The sequence below is a fragment of the Pseudobutyrivibrio sp. MD2005 genome, from assembly GCF_000621865.1.
In the GTDB taxonomy this organism is placed as follows: Bacteria; Bacillota; Clostridia; order Lachnospirales; family Lachnospiraceae; genus Pseudobutyrivibrio.
Window position 1 is genome coordinate 173,370 of record NZ_JHXE01000009.1, and the last position, 19,111, is coordinate 192,480.

Sequence of the window (19,111 nt, forward strand, 5' to 3'; positions counted from 1 at the left end):
AATAATATGTACAACGTAAAATCATTAAAGGCCGAAGAGTTTATCGATGACCAGGAAATCCTCGACACAATAGAGTATGCCGAGGCAAATAAAAACAATTATGAATTAATAGAAGAATTACTTGAAAAGGCACGCCCAGTTAAGACAGCTGAAGGCTGTGTCTGCAAAGGACTTACACACCGTGAAGCATCTGTATTGCTTGCTTGTGAAGAACCAAAGTACATTGAGAAAATGTACGAGGTTGCACAGGAGATTAAGGATGCATTCTACGGCAATCGTATCGTTCTTTTTGCACCACTTTATCTTTCAAACTACTGTGTAAATGGATGTGTTTACTGTCCTTATCACCTTAAGAACAAGCACATCGGTCGTAAGAAGCTTACACAGGAAGAAGTAAAGGCAGAGGTTATTGCGCTTCAGGATATGGGACACAAGCGTCTTGCTATCGAAGCAGGAGAGGACCCAGTTAACAATCCAATCGAGTACATCCTCGAGTGCATCGACACAATTTACAGCATTCATCACAAGAATGGTGACATTCGCCGTGTCAATGTAAATATTGCCGCAACAACAGTTGAAAACTATCGCAAGCTCAAGGAAGCAGGAATTGGTACATACATTCTCTTCCAGGAGACATACAATAAAAAGAGCTATGAGGAGCTTCATCCAACAGGACCAAAGCATGATTATGCATATCATACAGAAGCTATGGACCGTGCAATGGAAGGTGGAATCGATGATGTAGGACTTGGAGTTCTTTTCGGACTTGAAAGCTACAGATACGAATTTGCTGGATTACTTATGCATGCAGAACACCTTGAGGCTGTTCACGGCGTAGGCCCTCACACAATTTCTGTTCCACGTGTAAAGCATGCTGACGATATCGATCCAGATGTATTTGATAATTCTATCCCAGATGAGATGTTCACAAAGATTGCAGCATGTATCAGAATCGCAGTTCCTTACACAGGAATGATCATTTCTACACGTGAGTCAGAGGAAGTTCGCCGCAAGATGCTTAATGTTGGTATTTCACAGGTTTCTGGAGCCAGCCGTACATCTGTTGGTGGATACACAGAAGAGGAAAGACCACACGATACAGAGCAGTTTGATGTTTCTGATCAGCGTACACTTGATGAGGTTGTTAAGTGGCTTATGGAGACAGGTCATATCCCTTCATTCTGTACAGCATGCTACCGTGCAGGTCGTACAGGTGATAGATTTATGTCACTTTGCAAGACAGGCCAGATTATCAACTGCTGTCATCCAAATGCCCTTATGACTCTTACAGAGTACCTGGTAGATTACGCTTCTGAAGAGACAAAGAAAGTTGGCTTTAAGATGATAGAGGAAGAGCTCAAGAAGATTCCTAAGGAGAATGTCAGAAAGACAGCCGAGGAAAATATTGAGGCTATCAAGAACTCAAACAGAAGAGATTTCCGCTTCTAGTTGTTGATTTAATAGAAAATTCAAATTTATATTTTATAATAAACATAAGTCTGAGCGTTTCAGAAGAGGTGGGAAAATGTCTTTAAATAATACACCAAGCGGTCAGCGCACACACATTGGCTTCTTTGGAATTAGAAATGCAGGAAAGTCCAGCATTGTAAATAAGCTCACCAATCAGGAGCTGTCTTTAGTTTCAGCTCACAAGGGCACTACAACAGACCCTGTAAAAAAGGCAATGGAAATTTTGCCAATCGGTCCGGTAGTGATTATAGATACAGCAGGCTTTGACGACGAGGGAGACCTTGGAGAGCTTAGAAAGAAGCGCACATATCGAATCTTAGAGGAGATAGATATTGTAGTGCTTGTGCTTGACGCGCGAGAAACAAAACTTTCAGAAGAAGAGCTTTCATTCCTTACAGAGGTTAAGGAACGAAAACTTCCATATATAATTATTGAGAATCATACAGACGAGACTGAGGCTCACGGTTATAAGGAGCTTTCCGAGGATGAGGATATTATTTTCCTCGATGCAACAAATGACGATATGACTCAGGTGAAGGAAGCTTTGATTAAGCTTTTGCCTGATAAAAAAGAGCCGGCTCTTGTAGCTGATTTGATCCAGCCAAAAAGCACAGTAGTGCTTGTTATTCCAATTGATGAATCAGCGCCAAAGGGAAGAGTAATCTTGCCACAGCAAATGGTACTGAGAGATTTATTGGATCACAATTGCAAGATTATCTGCTGCCAGCCATCAGAATTGGCAGAGGCACTTGATGATAATAAAGAGGTATCACTTGTTATCACCGATTCCCAAGCTTTTGGGCAGGTAGCAAAGACAGTACCAAAAGATACACTTTTAACATCATTTAGTATTCTTTTGGCGAGATACCGAGGAAGCTTAAACACCCAGTTAGAAGGTGTAGAAGCTATAAAAAAACTTCAGGATAATGATACCGTACTTATTGCAGAAGCATGTACACATCACAGACAATGCAATGACATCGGAACAGTAAAGATTCCTGGATGGGTTAATAAATACACTGGTAAGGATATAGCCTTTGAATTTTCATCTGGCAATGATTTTCCAGAGGATTTATCAAAATATAAATTGGTGATTCACTGCGGAGGCTGCATGATAAATGCACAGGAGATGCAAAGCAGAGTGAAGCACTGCAAAGAGCAAGGGGTTCCAATTGTTAATTATGGAATGGCCATTGCAGAGTTCAATGGAATTTTAGACAGAAGTCTAGAAATAATAAATTAACTGGCAAACAATTTTAGTAAAAGGAGAAAAATATGGTTACTTCAGATCAAAGTATTGTAAGATTGAAGCACAACATTATGGAGGAGGTTTGCAAGCTTGCATGGAGAGGTGAGCTTGACGCTACACACAAGGAGCAGGTTTGCTACGAAATTATTCCAGGACCAAGACCAACATATCGTTGTTGTGTCTACAAGGAAAGAGAAATCGTAAGACAGCGTGTAATTCTTTCATGCGCTGAGAATCTTCCTACAAACCCAGATTCAAAGAACGTTGTTCAGGTTATTCAGCCTGCATGTGATGACTGTTCAATTGCATCTTACTCAGTTACAGATAACTGCCGTTTCTGTCTTGGAAAGGCATGTCTCAACTCATGTAAGTTTGGCGCTATCACTCCAGGTGAGAGAAGAATGCACATCGATCCTACTAAGTGTAAGGAATGTGGTATGTGTGCTAAGGAATGTCCTTATCAGGCAATCGTTCATCTTGAGAGACCATGTAAGAAGGCTTGCCCAGTTGGCGCTATTTCTTACGATGAGTACGGTCACTGCGTAATCGACGATGAGAAGTGTATCTCATGTGGTCACTGTATCCACAGCTGCCCATTCGGTGCTATCGGTTCTAAGACATACCTTGTACACATCATCAAGGCTATCCTTGAGGGCAAGAAGGTTATCGCTATGTGCGCACCTGCTACAGAGGGACAGTTCGGTGAGGACATCTCTATGGCAGCAGTTAAGGAAGCTTGCAAGAAGATTGGCTTCACAGATATGATCGAAGTTGGTCTCGGTGGAGATATGACAGCTGCTTACGAGTCAGCAGAGTGGTTTGAGGCTAAGGAAGAAGGACGTAAGATGACAACATCTTGCTGCCCAGCTTTCATCAATATGCTTAGAAAGCACTTCCCAGATCAGTTCAGAGATAACATGTCTTCAACTGTATCTCCAATGTGTGCTATTTCACGTTTTGTTAAGGCTACAATGGGTGAGGATACTGTTACAGTATTCGTTGGACCATGTATCGCTAAGAAGTCTGAGGCTAATGACGAGACAGTTCCAGGAAATGCAGATTACGTTATCACATTTGGTGAGCTTCGTGCATTAATGCGTTCTAAGGGCGTTGAGTTCGAGCCAGTAGAGGAGAACTACCAGGAGTCATCTACATTTGGTAAGCACTTCGCTTCTTCAGGCGGTGTTGCTAAGGCTGTTATCGAGTGCATGCAGGAGCGTGGACAGAACACAGATGATATCAAGCTTATGCAGTGTGCAGGTGGTGCTGAGTGTAAGAAGGCACTTATGCTTCTTAAGAGCGGCAAGCTTGATGTAGACTTCATCGAAGGTATGATTTGTGAGGGAGGTTGCGTAGGCGGTCCTTCTAAGCACAAGGCTGAGCGTGAGATTCTTAAAGCTAGAACAGGTCTTATCAATAAGGCTGATGATAGAAAGATTCTTGCAAACCTTGAAAATTACCCAATGGATAAGTTCTCTATGTATAGAGATGGACATATGGAATAAGCAAATAAAAATGGCTCACCTCATTTGAGGTGGGCTATTTTTTATGGGCGCAGCTTTCCCGTATCCACAGCGCACCCCTGTAATATTTGTCGAAAATCCCTATAAAAAAGGCAAAAATGTGCTCACATTTATGCAAATTGTGGTATAGTATATAGTATCTGTTAAAATATTATCATTTGGGTTTTTACATTACTTAGGATTATCCTAATCTCTTAAAGAGATTTGAAATAAAGGGTAATAATGTATTAAAGGGGGGAACTTAATATGGAAACACTAGTGACAGCATTGATTTGCTTTCCATTTCTTTGGGCGATTTTTCCTGCACTTATTCACAATTCTAAATGCAGAGCATTTTTCGTCTATCTAGGCTGTGGAATTGTTATGGTTTCATCAGTATTCATTGCAATTCGGTGGTTTCTTGCTGGGGGCGAGACACTGAATTTTAGATTGCCACATCAAGAATTATTTGGTCATATTTTTCTTGTTGGCGACGTATTTCTTATGTGTTTTATCACTTATCTAGCGTTTAAGTACAAAAGACCTATAATTTCATTTTTGACAATAACATCAACAGTTATTCCATCGGCACTTGAGTTTGTGGGCCCAAAGCTTCCAAACACATACACAATGAGGTTTGATTGGCTTACATTTATCATGGTTCTTATTATCGGAGTAATTGGATCATTGATTGGTGTATATGCAGTTGGATATATGCATGGATATCACATACATCATCACAAAGAACTTACAGATAGAAGAAGTTTCTTTTTAGCAATGATATTCGTATTCTTTGGAGCTATGTTTGGCCTGGTATTTTCAGCCAACCTATTAAGCCTATATTTCTTCTGGGAAATCACATCTGTTACATCTTTCCTTCTTATAGGATACACTCGCACAGATGAGGCAATAAATAATTCCTTCAAAGCATTGTGGATGAACCTTTTAGGTGGATGCGGACTTGCAGTAGCTATTACAGTTGGATATTTGTGGTTCAACACAGCAAATCTTTTTGAATTTATCCGAATAGCAAAACTATCACCGGATGATATGAGATGCTTGCTTCCAATAGCAATGCTCGCTTTTGCTGCACTTACAAAATCGGCTCAGTTCCCATTTTCCGGCTGGCTGTTAGGTGCCATGGTAGCGCCTACACCATCATCTGCGCTTCTTCACAGCGCAACAATGGTAAAGGCTGGTGTTTATCTGCTTATCAGATTAACAACAGCTATGGCAGATAATTATGTTGGAAACATGGTAGCCCTCATTGGTGGCTTTACTTTCCTTGTAGCATCCTGCCTTGCTATATCAGTATCAGACGGCAAGAAAGTGCTTGCATATTCCACAATTTCAAACCTTGGACTTATTGTAGCCTGCACAGGCTGTGGTTATGCTGAAACAATATGGGCAGCTGTATTCCTTGTAATTTTCCACGCAGTGTCGAAATCAATGCTCTTCCAGTGCGTAGGAGCAATTGAAAACACAATTGGAAGCCGTGACGTTGAGGACATGCAAGGCCTCATGTCAATCTTCCCTAAGCTAGCATTTATTTTGATGATTGGTATTGCTGGAATGTTCCTGGCTCCTTTTGGAATGCTTATTTCAAAGTGGGCAGCACTAAAGGCTTTCATCGATACTAAATCTGTATATGTATCATCATTGATGGTTTTATTCATATGCTTTGGTTCAGCTACTACAATGTTCTACTGGACAAAATGGATGTCGAAAATCCTTGGCCCGGCAACACGTGAAAAATCAAGAGACCTTACAAAGAAGAACGAATACATATCCATGTTTTTCCATGCAACGCTTATGGTTGCTTTGATACTTGGCTTCCCATGGTTGTCACAGAATGTATTAAAGCCACTTTCTAGAAACATGTTTGGGGCAGTAGAGCAGGTTATTTCACAGGAAAACATCATCATAATGATTGTATTGTTGGTAGGTGTATTTGTGATACCAGCATTTAATTACATTATGACTAAGAACAGCAAATATAGGCCAGTCCTTACATATATGGGTGGTGCAAATGCCGGGGATAACATGAGCTTTGTATCTGCGACAGGAGAGGCCAAGGAGATGCACGTAGCAAACTTTTATATGGAAGAGATTATGGGCGAAAAGAAGCTGTTTACACCAGCGATTATAATATCAGCCTTCTTGATAATAGTTTACATGATTATTGTGATAGGAGGTGCGTTCTAATGACAGTGCAAATAAGAGTGATACTAGCGGTATGTTACATCATTTTGGCTCCTATCATCATAGGTTTACTTGATGGATGTGATAGAAAAATTTCGGCTAGAATGCAGGGAAGAAAAGGTCCTTCAGTGCTTCAGCCTTTTTACGATTTGAAAAAGCTTTTCGAAAAGGAGTTTTTAAGTGCAAATAAAATGCAGTTGTTTATGATTCGTTCATATCTGTGCTTTATTATATTGGCAGGAATCCTTTTCTTTGCAGGCTTTGATTTGCTTCTTGTGGTATTTGCATTATCAACATCTGCAATGTTTTTGATACTTGCATCTACCGCAACACATTCTCCTTTCAGTTCACAGGGAACACATAGAGAATTAGTACAGATTATGGCATGTGAGCCAATGGAGCTTTTAGTTCCAGTTGGATTTTATCTTGCCACTATTCCAAAGACATTTAATGTGTCTAACATTGTTAGAAATAGTGATTACTCAAACGTAATATTTTTGCCAGGATTTTTTGTGGGATTTGTATTCATCCTTACAATAAAGTTTAGAAAGTCGCCATTTGATATATCTACATCACACCATGCGCATCAGGAGGTTGTAAAAGGTGTTACAGCTGAAATGGTGGGCAAGGAATATGGAATGGTAACATTAGCTGAATGGTATGAAAATGCAATCCTTTATGGAATAGTTGCATTGTTCTTCCTTAATTCCAATCCGCTTTCCATTGTGGGAGCCATCGTTGCAATTTTATGTGTCTGGTTCCTAGAGATTCTAATTGATAATACATCAGCCAGGGTAAAATGGCAGCTTATGCTAAAGCTGGCATGGGGTGTGACAATTATAGCGGCTGGAATGAATCTTTTCTTACTAGAGATTATTCGCGGTTAATAAGTGAGAAATAGGAGGAATAAAAATGAGTTCAATACATAAATCACCATGGCTGCTCCATTATGATGGAAGCAGCTGCAATGGATGTGATATAGAGGTTTTGGCCTGTACAACACCGGTATATGATGTTGAAAGATTCGGTGTTATCAACACAGGAAATCCCATGCATGCGGATATATTCCTTATTACCGGAGGAATAAATTCCCAAAATGAATCTGTGGTAAAACAGATTTATGATCAGATGCCACAGCCAAAGGTTGTCATAGCTGTAGGCACTTGCGCATGCACAGGAGGAATATTTAAGGAATGCTACAACATCAAAGGCGGCGCAGACACAGTTATCCCGGTGGATATATATGTTCCTGGGTGTGCAGCACGTCCAGAATCTATTATAGATGGTGTTGTTAAAGGCGTAGCCTTATTCAAGGAAAAGGCAGCCAGTTTAAAGGCAGAATAGTGGGAGAGTATCATGCAAGAAATAAAAAAGGATTTATATTTAATTGATAAGGCAGAGCTCCTTCAGGTTATCATGGAAAAAAAGAATGCACTGTGGAGATTATGTCAGATATGCTGCTGTTATCCTAAAGCAGAAAATCATTATGAGGTTACATATTCATTTGCAAATGGTTATGATTTTGCAAATTATAGACTTATCGCAGAAAGAGATGAGGAAGTTCCATCTATATCCCGTGTTTATAAATCGGCTATTTATTACGAAAATGAGATGCACGAATTATGGGGACTTAATGTAGAAAATATCAAGGTGGATTTACATGACAAGCTATATCGTATAGACGTAGAAACACCATTTATGGAGAAGGAGGAAGCTAAAGATGGGGAATAGAAGTATAGTGCCATACGGCCCACAGCATCCAGTCCTTCCTGAACCAATACATCTTGATTTGGTACTAGAAGATGAAAAAGTTTTAGCGGCAATTCCATCAATCGGTTTTATTCATAGAGGCTTGGAAAGTCTTACCAGCAAAAAAGATTTCAACGAGATGGTTTATGTTGCGGAACGTATATGCGGTATATGTTCATTTATGCATGGCATGGGATACTGCATGGCCATCGAAGATATCATGGGAGTAGAAGTGCCAAGACGTGCCGATTATCTTCGTACAATATGGGCTGAGATGAGCCGCTTGCACAGTCATTTATTATGGCTTGGATTGCTGGCAGATGGATTTGGATTTGAATCCTTATTCATGCATTCATGGAGGCTTAGAGAAACAATCCTTGATATGTTTGAGGAATCAACAGGTGGACGTGTAATCTTCTCGGTAAATACAATTGGTGGCGTTTTAAAGGATATGCCAAATGAAATGCTCAAGGAATTCGTGAAAAAGCTTGATGCCATGGAAAAAGAGATTCGCGAGACTACCAGCATTTTCCTTAATGATTATACAGTTAAGAGCCGCCTTGTGGATGTTGGAATAATCACTGGTGAGGATGCTATCAGAAGAGGCGCTGTAGGCCCAATGATGAGGGCATCAGGTATCAATGTGGATATGAGAAAGAATGGATATGCAGCTTACAACGACATTGATTTTGAGGTAATTACTTCAAATAAATGCGATTCATATGCCCGCTGTGAAGTTCGTATAGGCGAATTGTTCCAGTCTATTGATATCATCAGACAGTGTGTAGCAAAGATTCCTGATACGGAAATAAACACAAAAGTAACAGGAATGCCAAATGGAGAATCCTTCATTCGTGTTGAGCAGCCAAGAGGAGAAGCTTTCTATCACGTGCGTGCCAACGGCACAAAGTTCTTAGACAGATTTAGAGTCCGCACACCAACCTTTGCAAACATCCCAGCCCTTACACAGACGTTGCAGGGATGCCAGTACGGCGATGTACCACTTCTCGTATTAACAATAGATCCGTGTATAAGTTGTACTGAGAGATAGTATAAATAGCTGATAGCTCGCAAAAATTAATGCTATTTTTTGAGAGTATAGCGAAAGCGATGAAAAAAATAGTATGAATGTTTGTGAGCGTAATCAGCGAGATATAACATTTGGAAGGAGTTAAAGATGGGGCAGTTTTTACCTTTTACAAAACAGGTGTTAAAGAATCTATTTTCTAAGCCTGCAACAACTCAATATCCTTTTGTGCCTAAGGAATATCCAGAGCGCACCAGAGGACATGTGGATATCGATAGTGATAAATGTATTCTTTGTGGAATGTGCATGCGTAGTTGCCCGCCAGGGGCAATAACAGTTGATAGAGCAGGGAAGAAATGGTCTATCAATCGATTTGATTGTATTCAGTGTGGATACTGTGTAGAGAAATGTCCAAAGAAGTGTTTATCTATCACACCTGGATATCAGGAGCCAGGTCCAGAAAAATTTAGATATGAGGTGGAGGTACCATATGAGCCACCAAAGCCTGCGGCGAAGCCTCAGGCACCTGCAGCAGTTGAAAAATAAATTAATACAGATAAGAAAAAATGGGAGTCCTTTCTATAAAGAACTCCCATTTTTAATTACAAAGATTGCTAAACCCAAAATGTTTTATTACACCAACCACAATACCATTCCTCTTCGTCAAGAGGGATGAAAAAAAGCACCTTTCTAGTTCTTGTAGCACCTGTTTTTTGGATATTGTTATCTTTTTCGCAATACTTACAGGACTTACCTCCCTTTTTTCCACCAGGTTTTTTACCACCATTAACAAAATCCAAATCATTAACATCAAGCATTTTTTCAGTAGTCTCTTCAGATAAATTCTTATTATTTTTTACATCAGCCATAATGAAACCTCCCATAGATGTTGATAGTAAAAATTAGTTACGCTCTTATGTTATATATAAAATATATCATGCAATTTGTCACAAAACTGTCACGCTTATAATAAGTGCCTTACTACTAATAGGGCCAGACCCTCAAGTCATGTATATTAGCCATAATCAGTAATCACCCAAATGACGCATCGCGTGAAACATCATATCATACCAGTGCTCAAACTTTGCTTTACAATGTACGCAAATGTAATAATCATCTTCACCACTTCCTCCTGAAATCTGATCTAACATTTCAGGTGAAAGTGGAACCATGTTTTTACTTAAAAAGTCCAATTTTTCTTCAATGGTCTTGCAATTTGCTGCTTCGGCAATCTGTTCTTCTGATAATTTTTTTACTTTCATAGAATGTATCTTCCTTTCTCATTGGCATCAAGCATTTTTTCAGTAATCTCATCAGATAAATTCTTATTTTTTTTTACATCACCCATAATGAAACTTCCTCTTAATTAATTTAATTTGCTATAAGATTCAAAAAAAGTATAGCTACACTCAAGACACTCCCATTCGTATAAAGTAAGAAAGATTAAGAATGGCTTTGTTTTTCCTGTAGTTCTAAATCTTTTTTTATTATAATTTTGGCAAGCAGGGCATGTTATATTTTTACCGGCTGGATACCCATTGCCACCGCCATTAACTGTATCCAAATCATTCAAATCAAGTTTTTGTACAGAAGGCACTTTTAATGAAGATTTAAAATTAATAACTTTTCCCATGTTAAACCTCCCACAAAAAGTCAGTTAAATATGTTGATAGTAAAAAATTAGTTACGATCTTATGTTATATATAAAATATATCATGCAATTTGTCACAAAACTGTCACGCATATAATAAATGTCTTGCAATTTATTTTAAAATAAACATTTTTCAAAACTGTGAATCCTTTCTAAATAAAAATGAGGAAGGGACTGTTAAAAACTTTAAATAAAAAGGATTCAGTGCCCATCCGTTAGGATGGTGGCTGAATCCTTACCTTTTAGGGGATTTTTTTACAGCCCCTTCAATTTTTAGATTAGGTTTCAATATATGTAGATGAGCTCATTGTAGAAATGTTCTCAGCGTATGTGATGTTTGTGCCAGCTGGAACGCGTATACCAGAGTCAGCGGCGTTTGTGTTTCCTGATTTATATGTGCCGTTTTTCCACTGTTCAAATTTTTCTTCTACGGCATCGTATGTTTTCTTAGAAATATCTGGTAAATCCTTGCCCCATGTTCCTGTAGCCATTTCGTAGCCTTTCTTGAAGGCCTGTAATAATTCATCTGCTTTTGATGAATCGCCGCCAGATAATGCGATAGCAAAATCTACGATGCGGTCTGAGGTCTGATTAACACCCCAATATCCATTTTCGGAAATATCTTCCTTTGCTTTTGCAACTGTATCTTCATCAGCTGTGAATTTACCTTCAGCTAAGAATTTCCACATGTCATCCTGAGAGGCAATTGCGAAACTACTTCCCTGACCTTTAACAGTCTTCATTACGATTTCAAGAAGATTGTTTATCATTTTTTCCTGGTCAGCCTTTAATTGCTCAACAAGAGCGCTGCGGTCAGCCTTTTTATAATTATCAGTTGCGAGAGCTTTGTCATCTGAAGATTTTTCGTAAACAGCAGCCTCATCTGAAAACTTTGAGGCATTAATTTCTGATTTAGATGCGTTGAATTCCAGGGACTCAGTAACAGAACCATCTGCATTAGTGGTCTTTGTATAGGTTCCTGCAATATTAGAAGAAACGCTAGAAAGTGTACTTAATTCCATAATATAACCTCCTTGTTATGTGGCCAAATACAACAAAACCGTACGGAAATCCTTTTCCTATATCTTTTATCGGAACAATATTGAGAAATATTTACTATTAGATTGTATTTATTTTAATACAAAATCCTTGATAAAGTGTGTGTTCTTTGTTAAAATTTATAAAGATTGAATACAAAGAACAAAAAAGTACAATATGTGCTTAAGATAATAAACATATTGGAGAAATAGCATGGATAATATTAGCTTAAAGGCATTGGCAAAGATTAATATAGGCCTAGATGTTACAGGCATCAGAGACGATGGATATCATGAAGTAAAGATGATTATGCAGACAGTTAATCTATTCGATAAGGTGTCTATCTCAAAGACAGCAGATGGTTCTGTTACAATGGCTACTAATCTTAAGTTCTTGCCGGTAAATGATGATAATCTGTGTATCAAAGCAGCAAAGCTTTTAATAGATGAATTTCAAATAAAAGAGGGTGTGCATATTGATTTAGAAAAGCACATTCCAGTTGCAGCAGGTATGGCCGGGGGTTCAACAGATGCTGCAGCAGTTTTATTTGGAGTTAATAAATTATTCAATTTGAAATTGAATAAAAAGGCATTAATGGAAAGAGGCGTTAAAATTGGTGCGGACGTTCCTTATTGCGTTATGAGAGGAACAGCTCTTGCAGAAGGAATAGGAGAGGTGCTTTCACCGCTTCCACCAATGGTTAAGTGTCCAGTGTTGATTGCAAAGCCGGGCATTTCTGTTTCTACTAAGCAGGTTTACAATGCTTTAGATGATTGCTTTGATACTGTTGAACATCCAGATATAGATGGGCTTATTGGGGATATCAAAGCAGGTGATTTAGCTGGAATCTGCTCTAAAATGGGAAATGTTTTGGAGGATGTTACTATTCCACTTCATCCAATTATCGCTGATATTAAGGCAAATATGATGGAAAATGGAGCTGTTGGCGCCATGATGAGTGGTAGTGGCCCTACAGTATTTGGCTTTTTTAACGACAATAAGACAGCTAAGGCAGCAAAGGATGCTTTGACTAAAACAGGCATGGTAAAACAGCTATATCTCACAACCATGTTTAACAATCGATAATAGAAAAGGAGAAGAATAATAAATGACTGAAAACCTTACACTTCAAATGGATGATTATTTACCACTTCGCGATGTGGTGTTTAACACCCTACGTGAGGCCATCTTAAAGGGGGAACTTAAGCCAGGGGAAAGGCTTATGGAAATGCATTTGGCTACAAAACTTGGGGTAAGCCGTACACCTATAAGAGAGGCTATTAGAATGCTTGAGCATGAGGGGCTTGCTGTAACAATTCCTCGCAAGGGGGCTCAGGTTGCTAAGATGACAGAAAAGGATTTACAGGATGTCCTTGAAGTCAGAGATGCTCTTGATGCACTTGCTGTTGTATGTGCTTGTGAGAGGATGACAGATGCTCAGTTTGTAGAGCTGAAAGAAGCTATGAAGGCTTTTGAGGATGCTACTAAAACAGATGATGTTCGTCATATTGTGGAGGCTGATGAAGCTTTTCATGATGTGATATATGCAGCAGCCGCTAATCCAAAGCTTGAAAATATTATTAATTCGGCCAGAGAGCAGATGTACAGATATCGTTATGAATACGTTAAGAATCCATCAGTATACGCTCAGCTTATTTCTGAGCATAAGTCTATTATTGAGGGATTTGGTGCAAGAGATGTGGATTTCTTAAAGAGCATTATGCATACACATCTGGCCAATCAAATTAACGCAGTCAGAGAAGTTATTAGAGAACAGGATTAAGTATTTAAATGACAGGAATAAATTGTAAGATAAAGGTTGTCTCAAGGCAGACCATGGGTAGCGATAAAGAAGTCACTACAGAGGTATATGAGGGAACCTACCTTGATAGAGGTGAGAAGAAATATCTTTCCTACAAAAGACATACAGAGGATGGGGATATAGATTGTCTGCTGAGCTACGGTGCAGGTCGCATGGCTCTTAGTCAGCAGGGCGGTCTTAAATCAAAGCTCGAATTTGTTCCAGGAAAGAAAACTGATAACATGTACCATACTCCTATGGGAAATATGATGGTACCAGTCTTTACCAGAGGTCTTTCTATTCATGATAAAAAGGATTCCATCGAAATAATGCTAGATTATGATATTGCTACAGCAGATGCTATTCAGACATTGATGGAAATTACAGTAGAATTTTAAAAGCCCTGTGTAGGCAATTGATATGCCTACACAAGGCTTTTTATTTTAGAAAATCTATTCTATTCAGTTGCCATATCTTTAAGAGTGTTCATAAGTATACGAACAGGTGGAAGTAGTAAAACCACAACAGTAAGAGCTAATTCTGCAAAAATATAAATTCCATTATAGATGATTGAATATGGAAGTGGGCTCATATTGTAATCAGCTGCGTATTCGCCGAAGAATAACCATCCAGATAATACAGCAAAGAAGTAACGGCCAAGAACAGCAAATATATATCCCTTTATAAGTCCATGTTTTGATTTAGAGAAGAATCCTGAAAGACCAAGAGCTCCAAAAGCAAGTATGTAATCAACTACTACCTGGATTGGAAAAAGTATATAAGGGTCAACGATTAGGTTGAGAAGGCCATAAGCAACACCAGTTACAATACCTACAATTGGTCCAAACCAAAATCCTGGTAAGCAAGCAACTAGCATTGAAAATAGTGTTATTGAACCACCCATTGGCAGTTTTATAAATTTGATGTTTGACAAAGCAAAAGCCAGTGCCATTGACATAGCACAAAATGCGAGCTGCTTTGCAGAAAAGTTAACACGAGTTTTTGGAATATTGATGTGTTTAATCATAAAAAAATCTCCCTTCAACATTATATGCCAGGAGATCGTATAAAAGCTTCCTTACGCTGGTATTATCCAGTTCAAGTATTAAGGGTCGGTGATAATGCACCTCTCAGCAAATGCGCCCCTAGCATCATTATTAATTTCTTAAATAAAATACCACTATAAAATATTCACGTCAATATGGTAATATAAAGTTACTATTCATAGTTTATAAATATTTAAAGATCAATTCTTGTCAAGCTTGCTTGTAAAAGAATTATCTTTAAATGTTTATAAACTGAATAGTAACAATTGAAATATAATATAAGGATATAGGTTTATGATAAATACAGAAAAAATCGTCGAGCGAGTAATTTTAGTAGCAGTAAATGAAGACGATGAAATAGAAGCGAAGGATTCTCTTAAGGAGCTTGAAGATTTGTGCGAAACTGCAGGAGCAGAAGTAGTTGGCTCAGTAATGCAGAATCTGGAGCGCAGAAACCCTGCTACCTATGTAGGAAAAGGAAAGGTAGAGGAGATAGCGGATCTTATATGGGAAACAAATGCTACGGGCATTGTGTGTGATGACGAGCTTACACCAGCCCAAATGCGCAATCTTGCTGATGAATTAGATACAAAGGTTATGGATAGGACTTTGATTATCCTTGATATATTTGCCGCTAGAGCAGGAACGGCAGAAGGCAAGATTCAGGTAGAATTGGCACAGCTTAGATACGAGATGACACGTCTAACAGGTTTTGGTAAGAACATGTCTCGAGTAGGTGGAACTGCAGCAGGTGGCGGTGGCGCCATCGGTACCCGTGGTCCTGGTGAGAAAAAGCTTGAGATGGACAAGCGCCTTATTGCAGGTCGCATTTCTCAGCTGAAAAAAGAGCTTTCAGATGTTGTTAATCATCGAGAGCTCACCAGAGCTAAAAGACAGAAGAATGGTGTTCCAGTAGCTGCCATAGTAGGGTATACAAATGCTGGAAAATCATCACTTCTAAACAAGCTTACAGATGCCAATATACTAGAATGGGATGCTCTTTTTGCTACTTTGGACCCAACAACAAGAGAGCTGTTTTTAGATAACAACCAAAAAATTCTGCTTACAGACACTGTTGGTTTCATCAGAAAGCTTCCACATCATTTGGTTGATGCTTTCAAGAGTACATTAGAGGAAGCTAAGTATGCAGATTTTATCATCCATGTGGTTGATGTAAGTAATCCACAGATGGATAGGCAAATGGAAATTGTCTACGAAACACTGGATAAGTTGGGAGTTTCGGACAAGCCGATTGTCACCATTTTTAATAAGGTGGATAAGGTTGAGGATGAGCATGATTATCACGATTTAAGGGCGGAATACACTGTTCATACATCTATTAAGACAGGCAAAGGCCTGGATGCAGTGCGTGATATCCTTGCAAAGCTGATGAGAGGTGGCAAGCAATACATAGAAAAGCTTGTACCTTATACAGAGGCAGGAAGTATTGCAAAAATTCGTGAATCTGGTGAATTAATATCAGAGGAATATCGCGAAGATGGAATATTTATTAAAGCATATATTTGATTAACTAATTTCTTTATCTTTTTTTGGAAAATGCTTAGACAATGCGAAGAATGCATGATATTATATCTAAGGACTAAAAGAGAGGGTTTAAGAATTTTTACTCTTCATGAGGAAGAGTACGGTAGGTTAAAGGAGAAAAAATGACAATTGCAGAAATACTATCGCTACTAGGTGGAGTGGGCTTATTCTTATTTGGAATGTCTATTATGTCCACTGGATTAAAGAATAGTTGCGGTGACAATCTACAAGTTATCTTGGAAAAGGCTACTACTAATAAATTAGTGGCTGTTCTTGTGGGACTTTTAATGACAGTCCTTGTTCAAAGCTCTTCGGCTACAGATGTCATGGTTATCGGCTTTGTTAACTCAGGCATGATGACATTGGCACAGGCTATTGGAGTTATCTTAGGTGCTAATATCGGTACAACAATCACAGCACAGATTACAGCTTTTAATATAGCTACATTTACACCGTTTATTTTGTTTATGGGTGCTGTAATGTATCTATTTATAAAAAAGGATATAGTTAAGCATTTAGGTTCTTTCTTTATGGGCTTTGGTATGCTCTTTCAGGGTATCACCATCATGAAGGCTGCTATTGCACCACTTTCAAAGTCTGTTATGTTTAAAGATTTTCTTGGTGGTCTTACTAATCCATTTGTTGCTCTTGTATTTGGTATTGCTTTTACAGCATTACTTCAGAGTTCATCATCATCAACAGTTATCTTCCAGACCTTTGTGGCTCAGGGGATTTTAGAGTATAACGTAGCCGTTTATTTAGTAATTGGTGCTGCTATCGGTTCTGTTGCTCCAAACCTGCTTGCATCACTTACAGCAAATAGAAATGGTAAGCGTTCAGCTATACTTAACTTATTGTTTAATGTTATAAGAGCAATGGTAATCGTGATAGTTATTAATGTCACACCGCTCCTTAGATTCATACAATCTACATCAGCAGATCCAGCTCGTCAGATAGCTAACACACATACAATATTTGCTATACTTGCTGTTTGTATCATCTTCCCATTTACAGATTGGATTATTAAGCTCACATATATGTTTATTCCAGAGCTTCCAGAGGAGACTCGTGCTGCAGAAGACAGACAGCTTGTATTTATGACACAGGTCAACAATGTACCACCAAACATGGCTATTCACCAGGCACAGCTTGAGGCTGCCAGAATGGGTGCCATTGCAGCAGAAAACTTTGAAAAAGCTATCGATTGTTTCTTTGATTACTCACCAGAAAAGGTTGAGGACGTAGAACAGCGTGAGGAGACAGTTAATATTCTTAATCATGCCATTCAGGATGCAATGGTTAAGCTACAGACACTAAACCTTACACCTGCTATGTTGCGTCGCATTTCTGCAATTACAATCGCTGTTACTGATATCGAGCGTATATCAGATCACGCGGAAAACATTATCGAATATGCAACTCGCATGAAGAATAAAAAGACAAAGCTTTCTAAGAAGGCTGCCAAAGAGCTTAAAGAGATGGCAGATAACTCTATGGAAGAAGTAGAGCTTGCTATTGAGATTTTCACTTCAGAGGATTACAAGAATCTTGATAAGATAGAAAAGCTGGAAAAGAAAGTTGATAAGCAGGAAAAGCAGCTTATCAATCACCATGTAGAGCGTCTCATGGAGAATAAATGTGAGCCTGTTGCAGGTGTTATTTTCTCAGACATGGTTACCGATTTGGAACGATGTGCAGACCACGCTATCAATATTGCATATGCATTAAAAGAACATCCATAAAATAAGCCCCTCAGCTGAGGGGCTAAAATTTTGCTTATTTTACTTAAAGAAGCGATTGAGGAATCCTTCAAGCGCCTTTCCATGGCGAGCCTCATCGCGAGCCATCTCATGAACTGTGTCATGAATAGCATCAAGATTATTCTTCTTAGCGCAAGCAGCTAAATCAAATTTACCCTGAGTAGCGCCGTATTCGCAGTCAACACGCCATGCAAGATTCTTCTTTGTAGAATCTGTCATGTTTGACTCTAATTCAGAACCAAGTAATTCTGCAAACTTTGCAGCGTGCTCAGCCTCTTCAAAAGCAGCCTTTTCCCAGTATAAACCAATCTCAGGATAACCTTCTCTATGTGCAACTCTAGCCATGCAAAGATACATTCCAACCTCAGAACACTCACCTTCAAAGTTAGCTTTTAACTGATCGAAGATATACTTCTTTGTCTCATCATCAATATCAGGATTGTTCTTAACTGTTTTTGCATAAACGCCAAATTCATGCTCAGCAGCAAGCTTAAGCTCGCCCTCTACCTTATTAAATTTGTCTCCGCTTACGTGGCAAACAGGGCACTCTGCTGGAGGATTATCACCCTCAAAAACATAACCACAAACTGAACATACATACTTTGCCATAACTAAACTCCTTTCACAATTAAAATATTATTAGTTTCATTATTAACTAATTGGAATCCTGTTCAATCACGCAATCCTTGCATACGCCAGTAAATAGAAGGCTTGCAGTCTCGATGGTACCAAGTCCAGCGCTTGAAGCTGCCAGTATTTGCTCAACACTAGGAGTAACTTCCAAATCCATCAATCTGTGACAGCATTTGCAATGATAATGACTGTGAGCAGATGTGTCTGCGTCAAAGTGATCAGTACCATCACCTGTAGAAATCTTTCTGATATCACCTATTTCAACAAGGAGAGTAAGATTTCTATAGACTGTACCTAGACTGATTTTTGGATAATCCTCTTTTACATGTTGGTAAATAACTTCAGCTGTAGGATGTTCCTTGGTAGACATCAAATATTCTTTAATGGATTCTCTTTGTCTACTGTAATTCATAAAACACCGCCTTACTAGTGAACAAA

21 protein-coding genes and 1 riboswitch are annotated in these 19,111 nt (G+C 38.8%); of the genes, 14 read left to right on the top strand and 7 right to left on the bottom strand.

What is annotated here, in order from left to right; all coding sequences use genetic code 11:
• Window positions 1–6 precede the first annotated feature (6 nt).
• The 9 genes from hydG to T498_RS14740 all read left to right on the top strand — a co-directional run bounded on the left by hydG (window position 7) and on the right by T498_RS14740 (window position 9,745).
• Entirely contained in the window at window positions 7–1,449 is a 1,443-nt protein-coding gene (hydG, locus tag T498_RS0103605; RefSeq protein ID WP_028234743.1) for a [FeFe] hydrogenase H-cluster radical SAM maturase HydG, read from the top strand.
• A gap of 76 nt (window positions 1,450–1,525) precedes the next feature.
• Window positions 1,526–2,713, top strand: a complete 1,188-nt coding sequence (gene hydF, locus T498_RS0103610) for a [FeFe] hydrogenase H-cluster maturation GTPase HydF (protein ID WP_028234744.1) — start codon at window positions 1,526–1,528, stop codon at window positions 2,711–2,713.
• A 32-nt stretch (window positions 2,714–2,745) separates the two neighbouring features.
• Window positions 2,746–4,224, top strand: a complete 1,479-nt coding sequence (locus tag T498_RS0103615) for a 4Fe-4S dicluster domain-containing protein (RefSeq protein WP_028234745.1) — start codon at window positions 2,746–2,748, stop codon at window positions 4,222–4,224.
• 264 nt (window positions 4,225–4,488) lie between these two features.
• Complete coding sequence (locus T498_RS0103625; protein WP_028234746.1) at window positions 4,489–6,426, top strand: NADH-quinone oxidoreductase subunit 5 family protein; 1,938 nt, start codon at window positions 4,489–4,491, stop codon at window positions 6,424–6,426.
• The gene (locus T498_RS0103630) at window positions 6,426–7,310 is read left to right on the top strand and encodes an NADH-quinone oxidoreductase subunit H (protein WP_028234747.1); all 885 of its coding nucleotides are present in this window, start codon (window positions 6,426–6,428) and stop codon (window positions 7,308–7,310) included. Before T498_RS0103625 ends, T498_RS0103630 begins: the two co-directional genes overlap by 1 nt.
• A 25-nt stretch (window positions 7,311–7,335) precedes the next feature.
• Window positions 7,336–7,767, top strand: coding sequence for an NADH-quinone oxidoreductase subunit B family protein (locus tag T498_RS0103635; RefSeq protein WP_028234748.1), 432 nt, complete (start codon window positions 7,336–7,338; stop codon window positions 7,765–7,767).
• A 12-nt stretch (window positions 7,768–7,779) separates the two neighbouring features.
• Window positions 7,780–8,154 carry an NADH-quinone oxidoreductase subunit C gene (locus T498_RS0103640; protein ID WP_036977735.1) on the top strand — a complete coding sequence of 125 codons (375 nt, stop codon included), beginning with the start codon at window positions 7,780–7,782 and terminating at the stop codon, window positions 8,152–8,154.
• Window positions 8,144–9,223, top strand: coding sequence for a hydrogenase large subunit (locus tag T498_RS0103645; RefSeq protein WP_028234750.1), 1,080 nt, complete (start codon window positions 8,144–8,146; stop codon window positions 9,221–9,223). Before T498_RS0103640 ends, T498_RS0103645 begins: the two co-directional genes overlap by 11 nt.
• A gap of 126 nt (window positions 9,224–9,349) precedes the next feature.
• Window positions 9,350–9,745 carry a 4Fe-4S dicluster domain-containing protein gene (locus T498_RS14740; protein WP_036977737.1) on the top strand — a complete coding sequence of 132 codons (396 nt, stop codon included), beginning with the start codon at window positions 9,350–9,352 and terminating at the stop codon, window positions 9,743–9,745.
• Between the two features lie 68 nt (window positions 9,746–9,813).
• On the opposite strand, the gene T498_RS0103655 is transcribed toward T498_RS14740, so the two are convergent.
• The 4 genes from T498_RS0103655 to T498_RS14745 form a co-directional block, all read right to left on the bottom strand.
• Entirely contained in the window at window positions 9,814–10,068 is a 255-nt protein-coding gene (locus T498_RS0103655; RefSeq protein ID WP_028234751.1) for a hypothetical protein, read from the bottom strand.
• Between the two features lie 156 nt (window positions 10,069–10,224).
• Entirely contained in the window at window positions 10,225–10,461 is a 237-nt protein-coding gene (locus T498_RS0103660; protein ID WP_028234752.1) for a hypothetical protein, read from the bottom strand.
• A 104-nt stretch (window positions 10,462–10,565) separates the two neighbouring features.
• Window positions 10,566–10,832, bottom strand: coding sequence for a hypothetical protein (locus tag T498_RS0103670; RefSeq protein ID WP_028234753.1), 267 nt, complete (start codon window positions 10,830–10,832; stop codon window positions 10,566–10,568).
• Between the two features lie 296 nt (window positions 10,833–11,128).
• Window positions 11,129–11,872, bottom strand: a complete 744-nt coding sequence (locus tag T498_RS14745; RefSeq protein WP_197019907.1) for a hypothetical protein — start codon at window positions 11,870–11,872, stop codon at window positions 11,129–11,131.
• 229 nt (window positions 11,873–12,101) lie between these two features.
• Here T498_RS14745 and ispE point away from each other — a divergent pair, with 229 nt between their 5' ends.
• The 3 genes from ispE to T498_RS0103690 are packed head-to-tail and all read left to right on the top strand — an operon-like array spanning window position 12,102 to window position 14,087.
• Entirely contained in the window at window positions 12,102–12,974 is an 873-nt protein-coding gene (ispE, locus tag T498_RS0103680) for a 4-(cytidine 5'-diphospho)-2-C-methyl-D-erythritol kinase (RefSeq protein WP_028234754.1), read from the top strand.
• 22 nt (window positions 12,975–12,996) lie between these two features.
• Complete coding sequence (locus tag T498_RS0103685; protein ID WP_028234755.1) at window positions 12,997–13,671, top strand: GntR family transcriptional regulator; 675 nt, start codon at window positions 12,997–12,999, stop codon at window positions 13,669–13,671.
• Window positions 13,672–13,679: 8 nt separating this feature from the next.
• A complete protein-coding gene (locus tag T498_RS0103690; RefSeq protein ID WP_028234756.1) occupies window positions 13,680–14,087 on the top strand; it encodes a DUF1934 domain-containing protein in 408 nt (135 codons plus the stop codon).
• 59 nt (window positions 14,088–14,146) lie between these two features.
• Here the strand turns inward: T498_RS0103690 and T498_RS14750 are convergent, their stop codons facing one another.
• Complete coding sequence (locus T498_RS14750; protein ID WP_036977738.1) at window positions 14,147–14,716, bottom strand: energy-coupled thiamine transporter ThiT; 570 nt, start codon at window positions 14,714–14,716, stop codon at window positions 14,147–14,149.
• 31 nt (window positions 14,717–14,747) lie between these two features.
• Window positions 14,748–14,846, bottom strand: a riboswitch (TPP riboswitch).
• 183 nt (window positions 14,847–15,029) lie between these two features.
• On the opposite strand from T498_RS14750, the gene hflX reads away from it, so the two are divergent.
• Both hflX and T498_RS0103705 read left to right on the top strand, forming a co-directional pair.
• Window positions 15,030–16,262, top strand: coding sequence for a GTPase HflX (hflX, locus tag T498_RS0103700; RefSeq protein WP_028234757.1), 1,233 nt, complete (start codon window positions 15,030–15,032; stop codon window positions 16,260–16,262).
• 140 nt (window positions 16,263–16,402) lie between these two features.
• A complete protein-coding gene (locus T498_RS0103705) occupies window positions 16,403–18,022 on the top strand; it encodes a Na/Pi cotransporter family protein (protein ID WP_028234758.1) in 1,620 nt (539 codons plus the stop codon).
• A gap of 39 nt (window positions 18,023–18,061) precedes the next feature.
• On the opposite strand, the gene T498_RS0103710 is transcribed toward T498_RS0103705, so the two are convergent.
• Together T498_RS0103710 and T498_RS0103715 are read right to left on the bottom strand one after the other, a co-directional pair.
• Window positions 18,062–18,649, bottom strand: coding sequence for a rubredoxin-like domain-containing protein (locus T498_RS0103710; RefSeq protein ID WP_028234759.1), 588 nt, complete (start codon window positions 18,647–18,649; stop codon window positions 18,062–18,064).
• A gap of 46 nt (window positions 18,650–18,695) precedes the next feature.
• Window positions 18,696–19,085, bottom strand: a complete 390-nt coding sequence (locus T498_RS0103715; protein WP_036977739.1) for a Fur family transcriptional regulator — start codon at window positions 19,083–19,085, stop codon at window positions 18,696–18,698.
• Between the last annotated feature and the right edge of the window lie 26 nt (window positions 19,086–19,111).

Bases quoted from the DNA above. Each gene is read 5' to 3' on its own strand.
- T498_RS0103630 (WP_028234747.1), top strand. From the start codon at position 6,426: ATGACAGTGCAAATAAGAGTGATACTAGCGGTATGTTACATCATTTTG.
- hflX (WP_028234757.1), top strand. From the start codon at position 15,030: ATGATAAATACAGAAAAAATCGTCGAGCGAGTAATTTTAGTAGCAGTA.
- T498_RS0103640 (WP_036977735.1), top strand. From the start codon at position 7,780: ATGCAAGAAATAAAAAAGGATTTATATTTAATTGATAAGGCAGAGCTC.
- hydF (WP_028234744.1), top strand. From the start codon at position 1,526: ATGTCTTTAAATAATACACCAAGCGGTCAGCGCACACACATTGGCTTC.
- T498_RS0103615 (WP_028234745.1), top strand. From the start codon at position 2,746: ATGGTTACTTCAGATCAAAGTATTGTAAGATTGAAGCACAACATTATG.
- T498_RS0103715 (WP_036977739.1), bottom strand. From the start codon at position 19,085: ATGAATTACAGTAGACAAAGAGAATCCATTAAAGAATATTTGATGTCT.
- ispE (WP_028234754.1), top strand. From the start codon at position 12,102: ATGGATAATATTAGCTTAAAGGCATTGGCAAAGATTAATATAGGCCTA.
- T498_RS0103685 (WP_028234755.1), top strand. From the start codon at position 12,997: ATGACTGAAAACCTTACACTTCAAATGGATGATTATTTACCACTTCGC.
- hydG (WP_028234743.1), top strand. From the start codon at position 7: ATGTACAACGTAAAATCATTAAAGGCCGAAGAGTTTATCGATGACCAG.
- T498_RS0103670 (WP_028234753.1), bottom strand. From the start codon at position 10,832: ATGGGAAAAGTTATTAATTTTAAATCTTCATTAAAAGTGCCTTCTGTA.
- T498_RS0103690 (WP_028234756.1), top strand. From the start codon at position 13,680: ATGACAGGAATAAATTGTAAGATAAAGGTTGTCTCAAGGCAGACCATG.
- T498_RS0103635 (WP_028234748.1), top strand. From the start codon at position 7,336: ATGAGTTCAATACATAAATCACCATGGCTGCTCCATTATGATGGAAGC.
- T498_RS0103660 (WP_028234752.1), bottom strand. From the start codon at position 10,461: ATGAAAGTAAAAAAATTATCAGAAGAACAGATTGCCGAAGCAGCAAAT.
- T498_RS0103705 (WP_028234758.1), top strand. From the start codon at position 16,403: ATGACAATTGCAGAAATACTATCGCTACTAGGTGGAGTGGGCTTATTC.
- T498_RS14750 (WP_036977738.1), bottom strand. From the start codon at position 14,716: ATGATTAAACACATCAATATTCCAAAAACTCGTGTTAACTTTTCTGCA.
- T498_RS14740 (WP_036977737.1), top strand. From the start codon at position 9,350: ATGGGGCAGTTTTTACCTTTTACAAAACAGGTGTTAAAGAATCTATTT.
- T498_RS0103655 (WP_028234751.1), bottom strand. From the start codon at position 10,068: ATGGCTGATGTAAAAAATAATAAGAATTTATCTGAAGAGACTACTGAA.
- T498_RS0103625 (WP_028234746.1), top strand. From the start codon at position 4,489: ATGGAAACACTAGTGACAGCATTGATTTGCTTTCCATTTCTTTGGGCG.
- T498_RS0103645 (WP_028234750.1), top strand. From the start codon at position 8,144: ATGGGGAATAGAAGTATAGTGCCATACGGCCCACAGCATCCAGTCCTT.
- T498_RS0103710 (WP_028234759.1), bottom strand. From the start codon at position 18,649: ATGGCAAAGTATGTATGTTCAGTTTGTGGTTATGTTTTTGAGGGTGAT.
- T498_RS14745 (WP_197019907.1), bottom strand. From the start codon at position 11,872: ATGGAATTAAGTACACTTTCTAGCGTTTCTTCTAATATTGCAGGAACC.